Annotated in this window: 13 protein-coding genes, 1 tRNA gene and 1 pseudogene; 11 read left to right on the top strand and 4 right to left on the bottom strand. The window is 40.3% G+C overall.

What is annotated here, in order from left to right; all coding sequences use genetic code 11:
• Nucleotides 1-63 precede the first annotated feature (63 nt).
• The 3 genes and pseudogenes from DXD68_RS10770 to DXD68_RS10760 all read left to right on the top strand — a co-directional run bounded on the left by DXD68_RS10770 (nt 64) and on the right by DXD68_RS10760 (nt 6,134).
• On the top strand, nt 64-1,275 hold the full coding sequence (locus tag DXD68_RS10770; protein WP_122361509.1) for an ATP-binding protein: 1,212 nt from the start codon (nt 64-66) through the stop codon (nt 1,273-1,275).
• A 249-nt stretch (nt 1,276-1,524) separates the two neighbouring features.
• A pseudogene (locus tag DXD68_RS10765) lies at nt 1,525-4,512 on the top strand (SusC/RagA family TonB-linked outer membrane protein); the annotation flags it as partial.
• A gap of 11 nt (nt 4,513-4,523) precedes the next feature.
• Nucleotides 4,524-6,134, top strand: a complete 1,611-nt coding sequence (locus tag DXD68_RS10760) for a SusD/RagB family nutrient-binding outer membrane lipoprotein (protein ID WP_122361507.1) — start codon at nt 4,524-4,526, stop codon at nt 6,132-6,134.
• Nucleotides 6,135-6,230: 96 nt separating this feature from the next.
• Here DXD68_RS10760 and DXD68_RS10755 read toward each other — a convergent pair whose 3' ends face one another.
• Genes DXD68_RS10755 through DXD68_RS10745 form a run of 3 tightly spaced genes read right to left on the bottom strand, consistent with a single transcriptional unit; the run spans nt 6,231 to nt 10,914 of the window.
• On the bottom strand, nt 6,231-7,691 hold the full coding sequence (locus DXD68_RS10755; RefSeq protein WP_122361506.1) for a TolB family protein: 1,461 nt from the start codon (nt 7,689-7,691) through the stop codon (nt 6,231-6,233).
• Nucleotides 7,692-7,703: 12 nt separating this feature from the next.
• A complete protein-coding gene (locus DXD68_RS10750) occupies nt 7,704-9,455 on the bottom strand; it encodes a DUF6057 family protein (RefSeq protein ID WP_122361505.1) in 1,752 nt (583 codons plus the stop codon).
• A gap of 13 nt (nt 9,456-9,468) precedes the next feature.
• Entirely contained in the window at nt 9,469-10,914 is a 1,446-nt protein-coding gene (locus DXD68_RS10745; RefSeq protein WP_122361504.1) for an ATP-binding cassette domain-containing protein, read from the bottom strand.
• A gap of 440 nt (nt 10,915-11,354) precedes the next feature.
• On the opposite strand from DXD68_RS10745, the gene DXD68_RS10740 reads away from it, so the two are divergent.
• On the top strand, nt 11,355-12,020 hold the full coding sequence (locus DXD68_RS10740; RefSeq protein WP_122361503.1) for a DUF1080 domain-containing protein: 666 nt from the start codon (nt 11,355-11,357) through the stop codon (nt 12,018-12,020).
• A gap of 45 nt (nt 12,021-12,065) precedes the next feature.
• On the opposite strand, the gene argB is transcribed toward DXD68_RS10740, so the two are convergent.
• A complete protein-coding gene (gene argB / locus DXD68_RS10735; RefSeq protein ID WP_122361502.1) occupies nt 12,066-12,839 on the bottom strand; it encodes an acetylglutamate kinase in 774 nt (257 codons plus the stop codon).
• Between the two features lie 70 nt (nt 12,840-12,909).
• Here argB and DXD68_RS10730 point away from each other — a divergent pair.
• From DXD68_RS10730 to DXD68_RS10700, 7 genes are all read left to right on the top strand, one after another.
• Nucleotides 12,910-12,982, top strand: a tRNA-Gly gene (locus DXD68_RS10730).
• Nucleotides 12,983-13,180: 198 nt separating this feature from the next.
• Nucleotides 13,181-14,611 (top strand): sodium:proton antiporter NhaD, encoded by a 1,431-nt coding sequence (nhaD, locus tag DXD68_RS10725; protein ID WP_122361501.1) that lies wholly within the window; start codon nt 13,181-13,183, stop codon nt 14,609-14,611.
• A gap of 17 nt (nt 14,612-14,628) precedes the next feature.
• On the top strand, nt 14,629-15,291 hold the full coding sequence (locus DXD68_RS10720; protein ID WP_122361500.1) for an MgtC/SapB family protein: 663 nt from the start codon (nt 14,629-14,631) through the stop codon (nt 15,289-15,291).
• A gap of 64 nt (nt 15,292-15,355) precedes the next feature.
• Nucleotides 15,356-15,991 carry a hypothetical protein gene (locus DXD68_RS10715; protein ID WP_122353088.1) on the top strand — a complete coding sequence of 212 codons (636 nt, stop codon included), beginning with the start codon at nt 15,356-15,358 and terminating at the stop codon, nt 15,989-15,991.
• Between the two features lie 12 nt (nt 15,992-16,003).
• Nucleotides 16,004-16,360, top strand: a complete 357-nt coding sequence (locus DXD68_RS10710; protein ID WP_122361499.1) for an arsenate reductase family protein — start codon at nt 16,004-16,006, stop codon at nt 16,358-16,360.
• Between the two features lie 8 nt (nt 16,361-16,368).
• The gene (locus DXD68_RS10705) at nt 16,369-16,683 is read left to right on the top strand and encodes a cupin domain-containing protein (RefSeq protein WP_122361498.1); all 315 of its coding nucleotides are present in this window, start codon (nt 16,369-16,371) and stop codon (nt 16,681-16,683) included.
• Between the two features lie 21 nt (nt 16,684-16,704).
• Entirely contained in the window at nt 16,705-17,280 is a 576-nt protein-coding gene (locus tag DXD68_RS10700; protein ID WP_122361497.1) for a uracil-DNA glycosylase family protein, read from the top strand.
• Nucleotides 17,281-17,291: the final 11 nt, after the last annotated feature.

Here is a 17,291-nt window from a genome sequence, read left to right as displayed (position 1 = left end):
CTATTTCTTATAAGAAATAAAAGTGCTATATTTGCTTTTAGTTTTACTTATAAGTAATAAAAAATGAAAACTCCGGAGTTCTATAATAGAGATTTATATCTTGATCGTATCAAACCATTTGTCAATACACAGATGATAAAAGTTCTGACCGGTCAACGCCGTGTTGGAAAAAGTTTTCTTCTTTTCCAATTAATGGATTATATACGCATCTCATACCCGCTTTCGGATATAATCTATATTAATAAAGAATTGTTTGAATTCGACAGCTTAAAAGACTATGCAGATCTGATAAATTATGTAACACAGAAACGTAATGATCCGAACAATAAATGTTTTTTGTTTATTGATGAGGTACAGGATATTGCGAGTTTTGAGAAAGCATTGCGACATTTCTTTGCAGAAGGAAGTTATGATATATATTGTACTGGAAGTAATGCTAATATGCTTTCAAGTGAATTGGCAACCTATTTAAGCGGTCGGTACATCGAATTTAAAATATATAGTTTGACTTATAAAGAGTTCTTACTGTTTCATAAGTTGGAAGATAGTTCCGATTCTTTCACTAAGTTTTATAAGTTTGGAGGTTTACCATATTTAATAAATCTACCTTTTAATGAATTACTGGTTTCGGATTATTTACGAAGTATTTATGACACAATTATACTTAAGGATGTAGTAAATAGATATAATATAAGGAATGTCAGACAGTTACAGGATTTAACAATATATTTGGCTGATACGATTGGTAATTTGTTTTCAGCCAATAAAATAAGTGAATACCTTAAATCTCAACGTGTCGATTTGCCTCCTAAAACCATATTAGAATACTTGAATTATCTGAATAATGCTTACTTTGTAAAAAGGTTACGTCCGTCAGATATCCAGGGAAAACGTCAGTTTCAAATCGGAGAAAAATATTATTTTGAAGATTTGGGGATTCGACATGCGATCCGTCCTTTCAGAGCAAACGATATAGCACAAGTATTAGAGAATATTGTATGCCATCATCTTCTTGTCAACGGCTACACTTTATCGGTAGGAAGGGATGGAGATAAAGAAATAGACTTCGTTGGTGTGAAAGATGGAGAAAAAATATATATACAAGTAGCCTATTCTGTAATGGATCCCAAAACTTATGAGCGTGAATTTGGAAACCTCTTAGCAATAAAGGACAATTATCCTAAGATGGTTATTACAATGGATGAAATAGAGGGGATTTCATATGAAGGAATAAAACAGATTCCGATCCGCAAATTTTTGATGGAATTCAAATAACTTTCCCACTTTGTTAAGCAGTTAGAAAACCTTGTATATCGGGTAGAATTTGAGTGTTTATATTTTAATATCAAATTCTACCCGATTTATTATATCTAATTTAAACAGTGTAAAAACTTGTTGATAATCAATATTAAAATACACTTCCGATTTAATAATAAATCTCTAACAAATGTATTTTCCATATTAGTAAACAAACAACATACAAGCATATAACATTCTATTAATCAGTGATTTAGTAATGCGCGTAGTTCTGCAAAGACTCTGGTAATTTCGTACGTAGGTATGAAAAGCCAGGAAGTCTCTGTTAAGCCTGTGATAAATATTCTGTTAAACTCTGATACACAGAATATTGAAGAAGTTGTTGTTACAGCAATGGGGATTTCTAAAGAAAAGAAAGCATTAGGTTATGCTGTTCAGGATGTAAAAGGAGATGATTTAACACGTGCAGCCAGCACTAGCATCTCTTCTGCATTACAAGGAAAAGTTTCGGGTGTAGATATTACTCCTTCATCAGGTATGCCAGGAGCCTCCTCTCAAATCACGATTCGTGGTGTCCGTTCTTTTACGGGTGACAATACTCCGCTGTATGTAATTGATGGTATGCCCATTGCATCTGCTGCAGATATTGACACAGACAAAAGAAATACTGGTAGTGTTGCTGGAGCAGACTTTGCTAACCGTGCTGTCGACCTGGACCCTAACGATATTGAAAGTATCAATATCCTAAAAGGCCAAGCCGCTTCTGCCCTTTATGGTATGCGTGCTTCTAACGGCGTAATTGTTATTACAACTAAGAGTGGAAAAAATGCAAGAAAAGGTAAGCCTTCTATCACATTCACTTCTAATCTGGCATTCGACAAAGTATCAACTCTTCCTGAATTCCAGAAAGAATTTGCACAAGGTAGCGGTACATTCTCTCCTACATCTTCATTAGCGTGGGGACCGAAAATATCCGACCTAGCAAATGACCCCAATTATGGAGGTAATACGGATAATACTTATACACAGCAGTATGGTAAACATGAAGGAATGTATTATGTGTCTCAGCGTGCAGCAGCCGGATTAGATCCTTGGGCTACACCGCGTGCTTACGACAACGCCAAGAATTTCTTCAACACAGGAGTATCCTGGAGCAATAACGTCAATGTTGCACAGGCGTTTGATAAAGGTAATTATTCATTCTCATTAGGTAATAATACTACCGAAGGTATTATTCCTAATACAGGTATGGACCGTTACAATGCAAAATTGAATGCTACAGCCAATTTAAGCGAGCATTGGACAACAGGTTTCAGCGGAAACTTTGTAACATCAAAGATCAGAAAACAGAGTGCAGGTAATGAAGGTGTTGTCGCAACTATTTATGGTTCACCCTCCAGCTATGACTTTAACGGCATTCCTTCGCACGTAGACGGCGACCCTTATACACAAAACAACTACCGTCCTACTACATTCAATAATGCTTACTGGGCTAGCGAAAATAACTCTTTCGTAGAACGCTCACAACGCTTTTTCGGTAATGCCTATACACAGTATAAGACCCAATTTGGCGAAAATCATATTCTGACAGCAAAATACCAGTTAGGAGCAGATGCTTACAGTACCATTTATTCCGATAATTACGGATATGGCGATAAAAGTTATTCAAGTGGTTACTCTCGTCAGGACAGTTATCATATCAATGAAATGAACTCTTTGTTCACATTGAATTACGACTGGAAAATTACTCCGGAATTGGATTTAAATGTATTATATGGCAATGAATTTGTAAATAAATCTACAAGAATTACAACCGGTGAAGGATACAACTTTAACTTTCCGGGCTGGAATCATATCGGTAATGCTACAACTTTCCAAGCCAATCAAAGTACAACTAAAAAGCGTACAGTAGGTAATTTCGGAAATTTGGCTTTATCTTGGAAAAACATGCTGTACCTAAACGCAACTGTTCGTAATGACATCGTATCTTCCATGCCGCGTGGTAGTCGTTCATTTACTTATCCTTCTGTCTCTTTGGGATGGATCTTTACAGAACTACCCGCTTTGAAAGACAATAATATTCTTACATTTGGTAAAATACGTGGTTCTTATGCAGAAGTTGGTATGGCCGGAGATTATGTAGATAATTTATATTATACACCAGGATATGGTGGTGGTTTCTCAGCAGGTACTCCTATTCAATATCCGTTCGGTTCTACAACCGCGTATATCCCTTATTACAAAATATATGACCCGAATTTAAAGCCGCAGAACACCAAATCTTATGAACTAGGTTTAGATTTGACTTTCCTGAACGGTTTGGTTTCTGTAAATTATACCTACTCTCGCCAAAACGTAAAAGATCAAATCTTTGAAGTTCCATTGTCAACTTCTACCGGTTATAGTTCTATGGTAACAAATGGCGGGGCTATTCACACTAATTCTCATGAGATCACTTTAACAGTTAAACCGATCGAGAAAAAGAATATTTACTGGGACTTCGGATTTAACTTCTCTAAAATCGACAATTATGTGGATGAACTGGCAGAAGGCGTAAATAGCATTATGTTGGGAGGTTTCGTAACACCTCAGGTACGTGCAGGTATCGGTGATAAATTCCCGGTTATTTACGGTTCCGGTTATTTGCGTAATGATGCAGGACAGATCATTGTCGATGAAAATGGTTTGCCTCAAGCAGGTGAACCTCAGGTTATCGGTAAAGTTTCTCCAGACTTCCGTTTAGGATTCAATACAACATTCGAACTGTATAAGTTCCGTTTATCAGCAGTTCTTGATTGGAAACAAGGAGGACAGATCTATAGCGGAACAATGGGTGTTCTTGACTATTATGGTGTAACTCAACGTTCTGCCGATTATCGCAAAATGTCCGAATTCTTATTTGAAAAATCAGCGGTTAAACAAAATGCTGACGGTTCTTATTCTCCGAATGATATCAAGATCAAAGGAGAAAATGCCTACGACTACTTCAACGCAATGAATGCTATCGATGAAGCCAGTGTTTACGATAATTCATTCATCAAACTGCGTGAAATATCTTTAAGCTACCCTGTCTTTGAAAAATCATATTTAAATATTACTGCTAGTGTATTTGCACGTAATATTCTTCTTTGGTCTCAATTACCAGGTCTTGATCCGGAAGCGACTTTAGGAAACAACAACATGGCTGGTGCATTCGAACGTTTCTCTATGCCGGGAAGTTCTAGTTACGGTTTCGGTTTAACATTCAAATTTTAAACAAAAATAATATGAAAGTTAGATATAATAAAATTAAAACATATCTGTCTGTAGCTTTAGTAGCCGGAGTTTTGTTCTCTTGCTCTGAAGACAAAATGGACAAGATCAACCAGGATATAGACAATCCGCACAGTGTCGATGCTAAATTCATTCTGACAGATGTAATCACTTCTACAGCATTCAGTAATATCGGTGGCGATTTCAACCACTACTTTTCTTCTTATGTAGAAAATGAAGTTGGTATTTTCAATCAGTTATACAATGCTGAAACCCGTGTTTCTGAGGTTTATTCATCTGCCACCTTCAACAATATTTGGGGAGGAGTTTATAGTTCATTGAAAAATGCACGTATTATTATCGACAAATGCTCGGAAGAAGGAAGTCAACCCGGTAACTATACAACAAAAGGTATGGGTGAAGTTTTGGCTGCTGTAAATGCAGGTCTGATAGCTGATGCTTTTGGAGATGCACCTTTCAGCCAGGCAGCATTGCCTCAATTAGACAATGGTAAACCTCAGTTCATGACACCGGAGATGGACAAACAGAAAGATATTTACACTGCTATCATTGCCTACCTGGATGCCGCTATTGAAGACCTTCCTAAAGGAGATACACATGCAACAGGTAAACCCGGAGCTCAGGATATTCTGTTCAAAGGAGATGCCAACAAATGGTTAAAGTTAGCTTACGGACTAAAAGCACGTTATACAATGCATACATTAAATGTGACGGAAGATAAAACCGCTGCATTAAATACAGTTTTAGAATGCTGCAAAAAAGCTGCACAGAATGCTGGTGATCAAGCAGCTTTCAATGTGTATGACGGTGTTGCTAATTTAAACCCTTTGTTTGATTTTTTCTATAGCCGCGAATATACTGCAGCCAGTGCCAGTCTGACAAAAAAACTGATCGTTCGTAATGATCCACGCTTACATCGTGCTTTTGCTGATGCTATCGGTGCCGATGAAAGTCTGGGTGCCGAAGGTTTTTACAGCAAACAATTAACAGGAAAGGAAGAGAACTTCTTATCCATGATGGCTCCCAACGGCAAGCCTCAACAGGTACAGGAAGTTTATAACACATCTATTTTCTTGTTTGCTGCAACTGCGCCTACTATGTTCATGAGTTACCATGAAGTTAAATTCCTGGAAGCTGAAGCTTTAGTAAGATTAAATCGTTTGGAAGAAGCAAAAGCAACATTGAAAGAAGCTATTGTTGCCGGTTTGATGAATATGGAAGTTAGCGTTGATGCAGCTTTGGAAAACACCTCTGTTCCGGTTAAAGGTAACTCAACAGAAGCTGTAACAATAGCAGAGGCTGAAGAATATTTTGAGACAGAAGTTGTTCCTTTGTTCAATGCAGATCCGCTAAAAGAAACAATGATCCAGAAGTATCTGGCATTTTGGGGAGCGAACGGTGAATCAACCGAATGCTATAACGATGTACGTCGTTTGAAATCAGAAGGTCATGACATCTATGACTTCGAGAATCCGGGTAAATTTCCGCTACGCACGCCTTACGGCAGCGATGACGTTACAACCAATCCTAATGTTAAAAATGCTTATGGCAATGGTCAGTATGTATTTTCTGAAAATGTTTGGTGGGCCGGAGGAAGCCGATAAACGAAATACTCATTTCAAATAAAAAAGAAGACCGGTAAAGTTGCTGTTGAACTTTACCGGTCTTTCTTTTTTATTTCTATCAAGTAACTTTTTTATTTATTTCACAAACTTCACATCGATACCTTTATCTTCTTTTGCTTTTAGCCCGAGGACTCTCCCTCCTACTTTCACCTTTCCGGTAATAAATTCCGGGATATTATAGGACATCATAAAACGGTCATAAAATCCGGTATCTTTCTGAGGCAACAGAAATGGTTTGCATGCTTGTCCGTTCTCATCGATATAAGCGATATACAGACGCGTATACAACCCGTCTATCCGACGACTGCTGAAGATGACCCAACGACTGTTACTGCTCCAGGAATGATAGCTTTCCACATCATCGCTATTCAATATATCCAAAGGTGTGCTTTCGCCGGTTGACAAATCAGCCATATACAGATCGGCATCTTTATGCCAAATAGAAAAATTACCATAACCGGACAGCGTATACATCAAGTGTTTTCCATCCGGAGACACACGGGGGAAAGATGCACTTTGTTCTGAAACAGAAGCGTTATATAAAGTATCCACTACCGAACCGAAGCTTCGGGTATCCGGATCAAAACCGATAGAACACAAGCTATATTTAATTTCGGAATATTCTTCCGGAATAGGACGGGGAACAGCCGTGCAGAAATAAAGTGTTTTCCCGTCCGGAGAAAACGTGGGAAAAGTTTCAAAAGCATCTTTTGAAAACAGCCTGGCTGTTGTGACAACTTCATGTTTCACCATGTCATATACAACCACGTCTGAAGCCTCATCAAACACCTCTATACGGTTCCTGTCATTTGCATGGAATCCCTGTTTTGTATTATTCACAGAAAATGCGACATACTTTCCGGAAGGATGCCAGGAAGGATATACCAAAGATGAAATCGTTTGTTCCGTTTTTGTATTCAGTTTCTCGATCTTATCACCATCGACCAGGATTGTTCCCGGATAGGTTTCTCGCATGTGGAATAACATCTTATCGGGATTTTGCATACAGAACGAATGGCAATTCACACAATTCCTGCCACTCATCTTATTCTCGATGATCGGAGTTTCTGTATAGTTTTCCAAATTGCGCTGGTAAAGTCCCATTTTATTCCATAGAGTATATCCCGGAGCGATCAGACGGTAAGCAATATAAGGATCGATCGGTTCTGCCGCCACACTCCATTTGACAGGAGCATATTCCAGCCACTTTCCCTTCTCTTTCACACGGACAACCACCTCTACCGTATTTCCTGTTGCAGACGATAAAAGTTTCTTCCATTTAGAGATCGGGAAAACAAATTGGTTATCCTTTGCCCTCACTTCCACCTGCTGACCGGCGTACGACAAAACGACCTGTGCATCTTCGACAGAATCCTTCAGGGAGAAATTCAAAGGAGCGATATTTGCCGGAATTGTTATATCCGCATAATCCGGAACAATAGCTGGCTTTCTATCCAATGTTTCACTCACCTGAACCGAATCCGAACATGAAAAAAACAGGGTCAGCAAAGCTATATATTTATAATTTCCATTCATATTCCATCTCTTTTATTTAAACATAAAATAAAACCAGTACGTATCTCCATAAGCCCGTCTCATCAATCCGGGCAACGCATTTTTATTATTCCGGTTTCCTAATACCTGTTTCTTGTATTCGGCAAAACGCTGCACCACAGACGGAGAAATATCGAAACGTTTCCAATAATCCGGTTCAGCCTCCGACAAAGTGATCACAGCTTCCTGAAAAGATTTCGGCAATGAAGGAAGGACCTCCGTACCATAATAAGTCTCCACCATCTTTTTGAAGCCATCCATATTCTTCGCCAGCAAATACAAAGCCCCCAGATACTGGATAGCCGCTTTATTTTTCGGATTAGCCTCTGCAACCATGCACAAATCTTTTTCCATATAGTTTATTTCGGAAAGATAATTTTCCTTTGGCAGGCATTTACGCCTTGATCCTAATGCCGAATCCTGCTCTACCGCAGCATCGTTATATAAAAACTTCCGGTGTTCATCTGCCCAATTCTTATAATAAACCGTATTCCCCAATATATTCAGATACTTTTCCGCTACCTGATATTCTCCGTAAATAATATTTGTCTGGACAAGCCTTTTCAGCATTCTCGGATTCCCCTCTCCTATGGCGGTCGCATAAGCCTCAAAAGCCATTTCCTGCGCCATTGCCGAATTGCCCATCGCAAAAGCAATATCACTCAATAAAGAAGATATCTGTTCAGTTTTATTCCAACCGACCATCAATCCCTGCGGACCTCTCTGATCGAAATTGAACATCTGATCTGCCAATTCTCCTCTCTGTGCCAAAGCCAGATTCAGATAGCACATATTCAAATAATTAGTCAACGTACCTTTACTGGCATCCAGGATCTTATCCCATTGCTCCGTTCTTGCATAATAATCCAGTTCTTTCACCTTGGCTGACTTTCTATCTCCGTACTTTGGAATACCCCACCAACAGAACGCAAATAAAAGAGCCAGTTGTAAAACAACTCCTGCGATTCTTGTTTTTTTACCGATCTCTTTCTTCCTTTTCCTCAGCAGAAAAGCTACAATCAGAATGAGAGGGAATGAAATCCATGAATAATAGATGACAGATTTAGGCTCCAATGCCGTATGATAATATGCATCCGGTAAAAAGGCAAAACGGTACTCTCCCAACAAGGCAAAATAAACACTGCAAATTCCACATAAGCTCCCCAACAGAACAGCTAATAAAACCCAGTAAAACTTCGGAGTTTTATTCAGGAACTCATAAATCAAAACAGACAGGGCAAACAAACATGCCACCGCTCCCGCCAGCCCATAAAGCAACGGTGTCACAACGATCTCTGCTATCATCCGCCATTTATCATCCGATATACGCAAGCACAAATACAGAGCCAGAAGCATCAGATTGAACGCAATCGTTCCGAAAACCAGATAATTGAAATCAAAATGAAGGAACATAAGCAAAATAACTGGTATCAGATAAAGCAGGAACAACCCTGTACCCGGTACGATCCGGCGGACGATTCCTCTCATTCCAATCCCTGCGAACAGTAGCAATACAGCCGTAATCCCTGCCCCGGCATACGGATACCGAAAGAACTGCACTAAAAATTCAGATAAGGTTAACGCAAATCCGCCTGGCATAGACAATTTGCCGGAGATATATTCACCGGTAAACTGAAACAACTGGCTTTGCTCAATAAAAAAGAAATGGAATCGACTATATTCCTGTAAAAAGACGAACAAAGCAGCCAATACAACCAACCAGAAAGCTGTGACTTTCAATCTCATGGTATTATGATTTTTAAGTATGTTTAATCAGTTCGAAACGCCTGTCGACACACGAAGGTAATTCATGCGGATAGTGGGTTACGTAAATCAGTGTCTTTCCCGGACGCGCACAAAACTGCTCGATCACATGTGCTGCTTTCCGCTTATTACTGATATCGAGGCCATGCAACGGCTCGTCCAGAATGATCAGATCCGGATCTTTCACAAAAGCCCGTGCCAGCAAAGCCAGCCGCTGCTCGCCGGAAGACAATGTCAGAAATGAACGGTCTTTCAACTCTTCAATACCAAAGACACGCATCCATGCCAAAGCAACAGCCTGCTGTTCTTCCGTACATTTACGATACAGCCCGATAGAATCAAAAAAACCGGAACCTACAATATTCAGAGTCGGCACATTCTCCATATAAAACAGATGCATCTCCGGAGAAACATACCCTATCCTTTTCTTTATATCCCAGATACTTTCACCCGATCCCCGCTTCCGGTCAAACAAAAATAAACTATTTGCGTAAGATTGCGGATTATCGGCATAAATCAGACTCAACAAAGTAGATTTTCCGGCTCCGTTAGGACCGAATAAAGCCCACTTTTCCCCGTTTTTCACTTCCCAGTCCAGTTCTTTCAGGATCGTACGACTGCCGTATTTTATAGAAACATGTTCCATACGGAATGTAATTTCATGTACGGATGGTTCTTTGTCTGACAGAGGTAATGACAAATCCTCCGGATGACAGGGAAACAAATGTGCCTGCAACTCCTTATCCGCCATAAATTCCGCACGTGTACACGGTTCATAAGGTTTCCGGTTATGTACAGGAAGAACATGAGTAATCATTTCCGGAATATCACCCGGATTCGACAACAACAGAATAACCTGTACATTCTCCAGTTTCGCCATTTGCTGCAACAGACTTACCAAAACATCGCGCGAAGCGGCATCGAGACCGATAAAAGGATTATCCAATATCAAGATGCGCGGATGGCTCAACAAAGAACGGACAATAAGGAATTTGCGCAGCTCCCCGCTGGAAAGAAAAATAAGTTTCTTAGGCAATAAATCTGCGATGCCGAAAAAAGAAAGTATCTTTTGCAAATCATCCGTTCTGGAATGATCTTTCAATATTTCCTCCACCGTCGGCACCTCATCTGTCTCCGTGGAATGCCAACGTTGCTGATAATATGTGTTCCGGCAATCGGCTAATGAATAAATATCCTTGAATGCTATACTTTTGATCAGGTTACTGACTTTGTCGTCATAACCAAAGATCACCTCTCCCTCTTTCAATGCAAACTTACGCTGCATCAGATCGGCAATCAAAGTTTTTCCCGAACCGTTAGGTCCCACTATCGCCCACTGTTCCCCTTCGTTGATTGTCCAGCTGAAAGGTTCAGCAAAACGCAGTTCCGGCAAACGGGTCACTATATTATTTATATAGGCTATCGCTTTATTATTTTCCATTGTTCTTAATTTGTCTCCCCAAAGGTAAATAGTTTATTTATAAAATTAAGCATACCGGTGCAAAAGGAGCCATTAGAAAAGGGATTACTCATCCCGAGCAATCCCTTATTATATATACAGGCCTGGTATGTCTATGAAATTCTTACAAATTAGTTATTTTAATGCCTGTAAATTCCCTACTCAACTCAACGATTCTATTCAATACATATTTATCGTATTCATTATTTATCCTGTTTAATTCAGTAATCAGACCTTAGTCTTTATGAAACAAAAGTAATAAAACAAAGGAAAAAAGCAATAGAAAATATCATTTTTTATACAAAAGCACGCAGTTTGCTATCAATCAAAAAGCAAGAGTAATATTTCATCCTTTTTACTCGCTGATTAAAACAGATTCTCTATCTTTGAACACCTAATTTATTTTTATTAAAATCAATAACATGAAACGACTAGTTTTTTTCTCAATTCTCATTCTGGGTATCATCAGTATCCTTTGTATTTCTATATCCGGCAACAAATGGAAACCGTTATTTGGTGAAAACCTGTCCGATGCCAGCTACAATCCGGAAGTCTGGAGTTTGACAGACGGCGTGCTTGCAGCCGTTCAGGATGAATCTATCTGGACAAAGACCGAATATGAAAATTTCGAACTGGATCTGGATTTCAAGACTGACGTAGGAACTAACAGCGGTGTTGTCATCTATTGTACCGACACCCAGAACTGGATTCCCAATTCCGTAGAAATACAGATAGCAGACGATCACTGTGAAAAATGGGGAAATGGAAAGCCTTATGAAAAATGCGGAGCTATTTACGGTCATTTAGGTGCCAGTCAGGACAAAGTGGTAAAAAAGCCCGGAGTATGGAATCATATGCGTATCAGATGTTCAGGACAACACATCAGTGTGATTCTGAACGGAAAGAAAGTAACGGAGATGGACATGAGCAAATGGACTTCCGGAACAGTAAACCCGGATGGCAGCGAAATCCCCAGCTGGTTACCCAAGCCTTTTGCTGAACTTCCGACAAAAGGATACATCGGATTGCAAGGCAAGCATGGAGACTCCCTGATTTGGTTCCGTAACGTAAAAGTAAGAAGCTTATAATAAAAAGGAAAGAGGAAAGTTCGATTGACTTTCCTCTTTTTATTTTCAATAAACCTTTGTTCCTTTTCCCTGATGGATTTCAGAAGCTTGTGTTATAATAACCTCTTTCACTCCGGCATCGATGGACTGGAATGAGTTTTCCAGTTTCGGGATCATACCTCCCTGTATAACGCCCTCTTCTACCAATTGTTTAAAAACAGCACGGTCCAATTCGGGAATAACACTTTCGTCATCATTCTCGTCTCTCAGCACTCCCTTTTTCTCAAAGCAAAACACCAAAGTCACATCAAAATGCTTTGCCAGGGCTTTGGCTGCCTCTCCGGCAATCGTATCAGCATTTGTATTCAGCATATGTCCCTGTTTGTCATGTGTCAAAGGTGCCAGTACCGGAACAATCCCCTGATGAATAAGCGAGGCCAGCAAATCTGCATTCACTTCTTTTACATCTCCCACGAAGCCATAATCGACTTCGGCCACCGGACGTTTATCCGAACACATCAGGTTCATATCGGCTCCGGTCAATCCCAGTGCATTCACATTTAAGGCCTGCAAACCGGCAACAATATTCTTATTCACCAGTCCGCCGTATACCATCGTTACGACTTTCAGCGTTTCAGCATCCGTTACCCTGCGTCCATTCACCATTTTACTTTCGATGCCCAGCTGGCTAGCCAGCTTAGTTGCAGAACGTCCTCCACCATGCACCAAAGCTTTAAAACCCTCTATCTGAGAGAAATCGCGAAGCAGATTCTTCAACGTCTCTTCTTCCTCTACGATTTTTCCTCCGACTTTTATAAGCGTAAGCTTTTCTTTCTTCATATCTGATAAAATATTTTAGCGCCAAAGTTACTAAAAAAAGAAAAGATTTAATACTTTTGTAGCGCTCAACGCGGTAGTAGCTCAGTTGGTAGAGCATTAGCTTCCCAAGCTAAGGGTCGTGGGTTCGAGTCCCATTTACCGCTCACAATCAAACAGGAGGAAAACGAAACTGTTTTCTTCCTGTTTTTTTGTGAACATTCGAATATTCCACCTGTTCAATACTGTCTATTGCCGAATAGCACAGGTCTATAAAAACAATTCATCCAAAATGAGTGTTAGTTCTATATTATTCCTACATTTGCATCAGTTAACTAAAATTAAAAAGAAAAAGAAGAATTGCCATGTTGACAGTAATGATTTTTGTTTTTTTGATTGGATACCTATGTATTGCTTTAGAGCATCCATTAAAAGTAAACAAAGCCGGAACAGCCTTATTAACAGGTACTATACTTTGGGTTTTATACACATTTGCTGCGCCAGATTTAATCCCACTCGCTTCTGCAGAAGAGTTCAAAGAATTTTTAGATGCTTATCCGGCCATCGCAGAACTTCCATTCGTCGAACAGTGTACCCGCTTTGTCGTTGAACATCAGGTACTCGACAGTATTGGTGAAATTGCAGAAACTTTGATATTCCTGATTGGAGCCATGATCACTGTCGAGTTGATAGACGCTCACGGAGGTTTTATGTTTATTACGAACCGTATCAAAACCAATCAAAAAAAGAAACTATTACTATTGATCGCATGTATCACATTCTTTATGTCTGCCATACTCGATAACCTGACGACTTCCATCGTTATGGTCATGCTGATGCGGAAACTGCTTGGCAACTACAAAGAACGCTGGGTATTCGGAAGCGTTATCATTATTGCAGCGAACAGCGGTGGTGCCTGGTCACCCATCGGCGACGTAACGACGATCATGCTTTGGGTAAGAGGGAATATTTCTTCTTCCTCAACCATCCCCCATCTGATTTTACCCAGTATAGTATCAGCATTGGTACCTGTATTGATCATGATGCGTTTTTTACATGGGAAAGTAACTCCACCCAATGCATTCGTCGATAATGAGAATAACGAATTACTGAAAGAATTAAGGACAAAAGAAAAATTATCCATACTGATACTGGGTATATTCTGTCTCATATTCGTGCCTATATTTAAAACAGTCACTCATTTACCACCATTCATGGGAATCCTGATGGGGGTCGGCATTTTATGGGTATATACGGAATTAATGTATAAACGGAATATCGCAAATGAAGATATAAAGTTACGTCTGTCTAAAATAGTCCGCCGGATAGACGGGGCGACCTTATTGTTCTTCCTCGGAATCCTTTTGGCGGTCGATGCCCTTCGTTGTAGCGGCGTATTGACTGATTTTGCATTTTGGCTGGATGAAACCGTAGGAAATGTATACGCCGTAAACCTGATCATCGGTACATTGTCGGCAGTCGTAGACAACGTTCCGCTGGTAGCCGGAGCGATCGGAATGTATCCGGTAGCAAACGAGGCCATGATCGCTACAGCTGCAGATCCTACCTATATGGCACACTTTGTCATGGATGGTACTTTCTGGCAATTCCTGGCCTATTGTGCCGGTGTCGGAGGAAGTATGCTGATCATCGGATCGGCAGCCGGAGTCGTTGTCATGGGACTGGAACGTATTAATTTTATTTGGTATCTCAAAAATATTTCGTTACTTGCATTCCTCGGATATTTATCGGGGGCCGGAGTTTATATTTTACAAAAAGTTCTATTGGGACTATAATAAAAGGAGACACTAATATGTTATGGGATTTTATTCTGAGATTATTCATTGCTGGTATTCTCGGAGCCGTAGTTGGTCTTGACCGGGAATACAGGGCTAAAGAGGCCGGCTATCGTACGCACTTTCTGGTGTCGCTGGGAAGTGCCCTGATCATGATCGTGTCTCAATATGGCTTCCAACAAATCATTCAGGAAAACAGTGTATCGCTCGATCCGAGCCGTGTGGCGGCACAGGTAGTAAGCGGTATCGGTTTTATCGGAGCCGGAACAATTATCATCCAAAAACAATTTGTACGCGGCCTGACCACTGCTGCCGGAATATGGGCAACAGCCGGAATCGGACTTGCGATTGGAGCCGGCATGTATGGCATCGGAGTTGCAGCAACTATCCTGACGTTAATGGGGCTGGAACTGCTGAGCTATATCTTTAAAAGCCTGGGGATGAAAAGCTCGATGATCATTTTCTCCACCAATGAGAAAGAAATTATAAGTAAAGTAACGCATGTGCTGAATGATAAAGGCTATTTACTTGTCTCCTATCAAATGGAAAAAGTCAGCCATTCAGACGTGGATACTTTCATCGTCACATTGGTCATTAAAGCCAAAAAAAGTACAGACGACAACCAGTTATTACTCTTTATGGAAGATTTTCCGGAAGTAACAGTCGAGAGAATTGAATAGAATAACTGAAACGGGGACAAGTTTTAGTATATTTGTCCCCGTAATCATTATATAACAAATACACATGAATATCATTTCTAAACTTTTCAAGAAAGAAAAAGAGGAAACCGAAGCATCGTCAAAGGGTAGCGTGGAAGAATTCGTATCGCTTATCCGCGTTTATTATCAAGCCGTAATGGCAGTACAACTGGGTATAACCAATATCAACATGCTATCGGATATGGCCCTTTTCAAAAGGATGCTGAAAATCCCGACACAAAATAACAAACCAGGTATTGCAGAAAAGTCACGGGTTCGCAAGATACTGATGCAGGATTACGGCATGAAAGAAAGTTTTTTCAAAGAAATAGATGCGTCGGTAAAAAAGAACTGTAAGTCGCAGAACGATATCAAATCGTACTTTTTCCTTTTCCAGGGATTCTGTAACGATTTGTTTTCTTTACTGGACAACCTGATGCAATGGAAATTCCGTTTCTCGATGCTAGTAAAAAAGCTGTTATACAATCAAACGGCAAAAACAATCCATGAGATCGTAACCCGTTCGGAATGGAAAGAAGTCAGCGTTCAGAAAACGGCATGGAGCATCCGTAAATACAAAGAAACATTAGGCTATTCGGAAGAATGGATGACGGATTTTGTTTACAATGTCGTCCTGTTAGCCAAAGAAGATGCTAAGAACCAGCGTAAGAAAGACAAATAAATCCCTAAGGTTATGAAATATCTTTTTTTAGAATATCCGAAATGCGGAACCTGTCGGAATGCAAAGAAATGGCTGGATGAACGGAAGGTTTCTTACGAAGACCGTCATATCATCGACCGGAATCCATCTGTCGAAGAATTGACTGAATGGATAGAACGCAGCCAATTACCATTGAAGAATTTCTTTAATACGAGTGGATTGGTCTATAAAGCAATGCAGTTGAAAGACAAATTGCCGTCCATGAGCGAAAAAGAGCAGATCGAATTGCTGGCTTCCGATGGAAAACTGATCAAACGCCCTTTGCTGGTGAGCGAAAACCAGGTTCTGGTCGGTTTTAAAGTTGCAGAATGGGAAGAATCCGTTAAATAGTAAAATATATGAAAGAGTTCATCACCCCTCCGGATCATATTCATTTCCTGGCAAAAAAGCTATTTGCAGACTGCGGGGAAATTATCGACGGTTCTATTGCCTATTTGGAAAAAGGCGGTGGTGGACCTACTTCTTTACATACTCACGAGCATAATCATCTGTTCATTGTGGTCAGCGGGCAAGCCAGAGTTGAACTCGATGGCGAGATCAGGATCGTAGATGCAAACGAATCGTTTCTCGTAAATGGCCATATTCCCCATTCGGTATGGAATAATATAGATGGTACGACCGTCATGATCGGTATTTCTGTAAAAGCAAAATAATCATCTTATCTGTCATAGCATATGGTTTCAGAATTACACCCGTTAGGTTTCTTCCTGCCTGAACATACCAAGCTTTTGATGCTGGGAAGTTTCCCCCCTCCCATGCCACGTTGGTCTATGAATTTCTACTATCCGAATATCCAGAATGACATGTGGCGTATTCTCGGATTGCTATTTTATAGTAATAAGGAATATTTCCTGGAAAGTAAGAAAGCGTTCAGTGAAGAAAAAGCGAAGAAGTTTTGCCTGGAAAAAGGAATCGGTATCGGTGATACGGCAATGGAAATTATCCGGTTAAAGAATAATGCTTCCGATAACTTCCTGCAAGTGATCAAGCCTATCGACCCGGAAGAGGTTTTGTCGCAAATACCGGAATGTAAAGCTATTGTCGTTACAGGACAGAAAGCAATGGATACCCTCCTATCGGTTCTGCCTCCGACAGAAGAACCTAAAGTCGGCAGCTACTCGACTTTCACCTTATTGGACCGGACATTCAGGTTGTACCGGATGCCATCCTCTTCACGTGCTTACCCCAAACCGTTGGAAGAGAAAGCTGCTGTTTACCGGGGTATGTTTGAAGGGCTGGGGATGCTTTAACACCCCCAGCC

The organism is Parabacteroides sp. TM07-1AC (assembly GCF_003480915.1).
Taxonomy (GTDB): Bacteria; Bacteroidota; Bacteroidia; order Bacteroidales; family Tannerellaceae; genus Parabacteroides; species Parabacteroides chongii.
The sequence above is the reverse complement of the archived record's forward strand: the minus strand, read 5'-3'. Positions and strand labels throughout refer to the sequence as shown.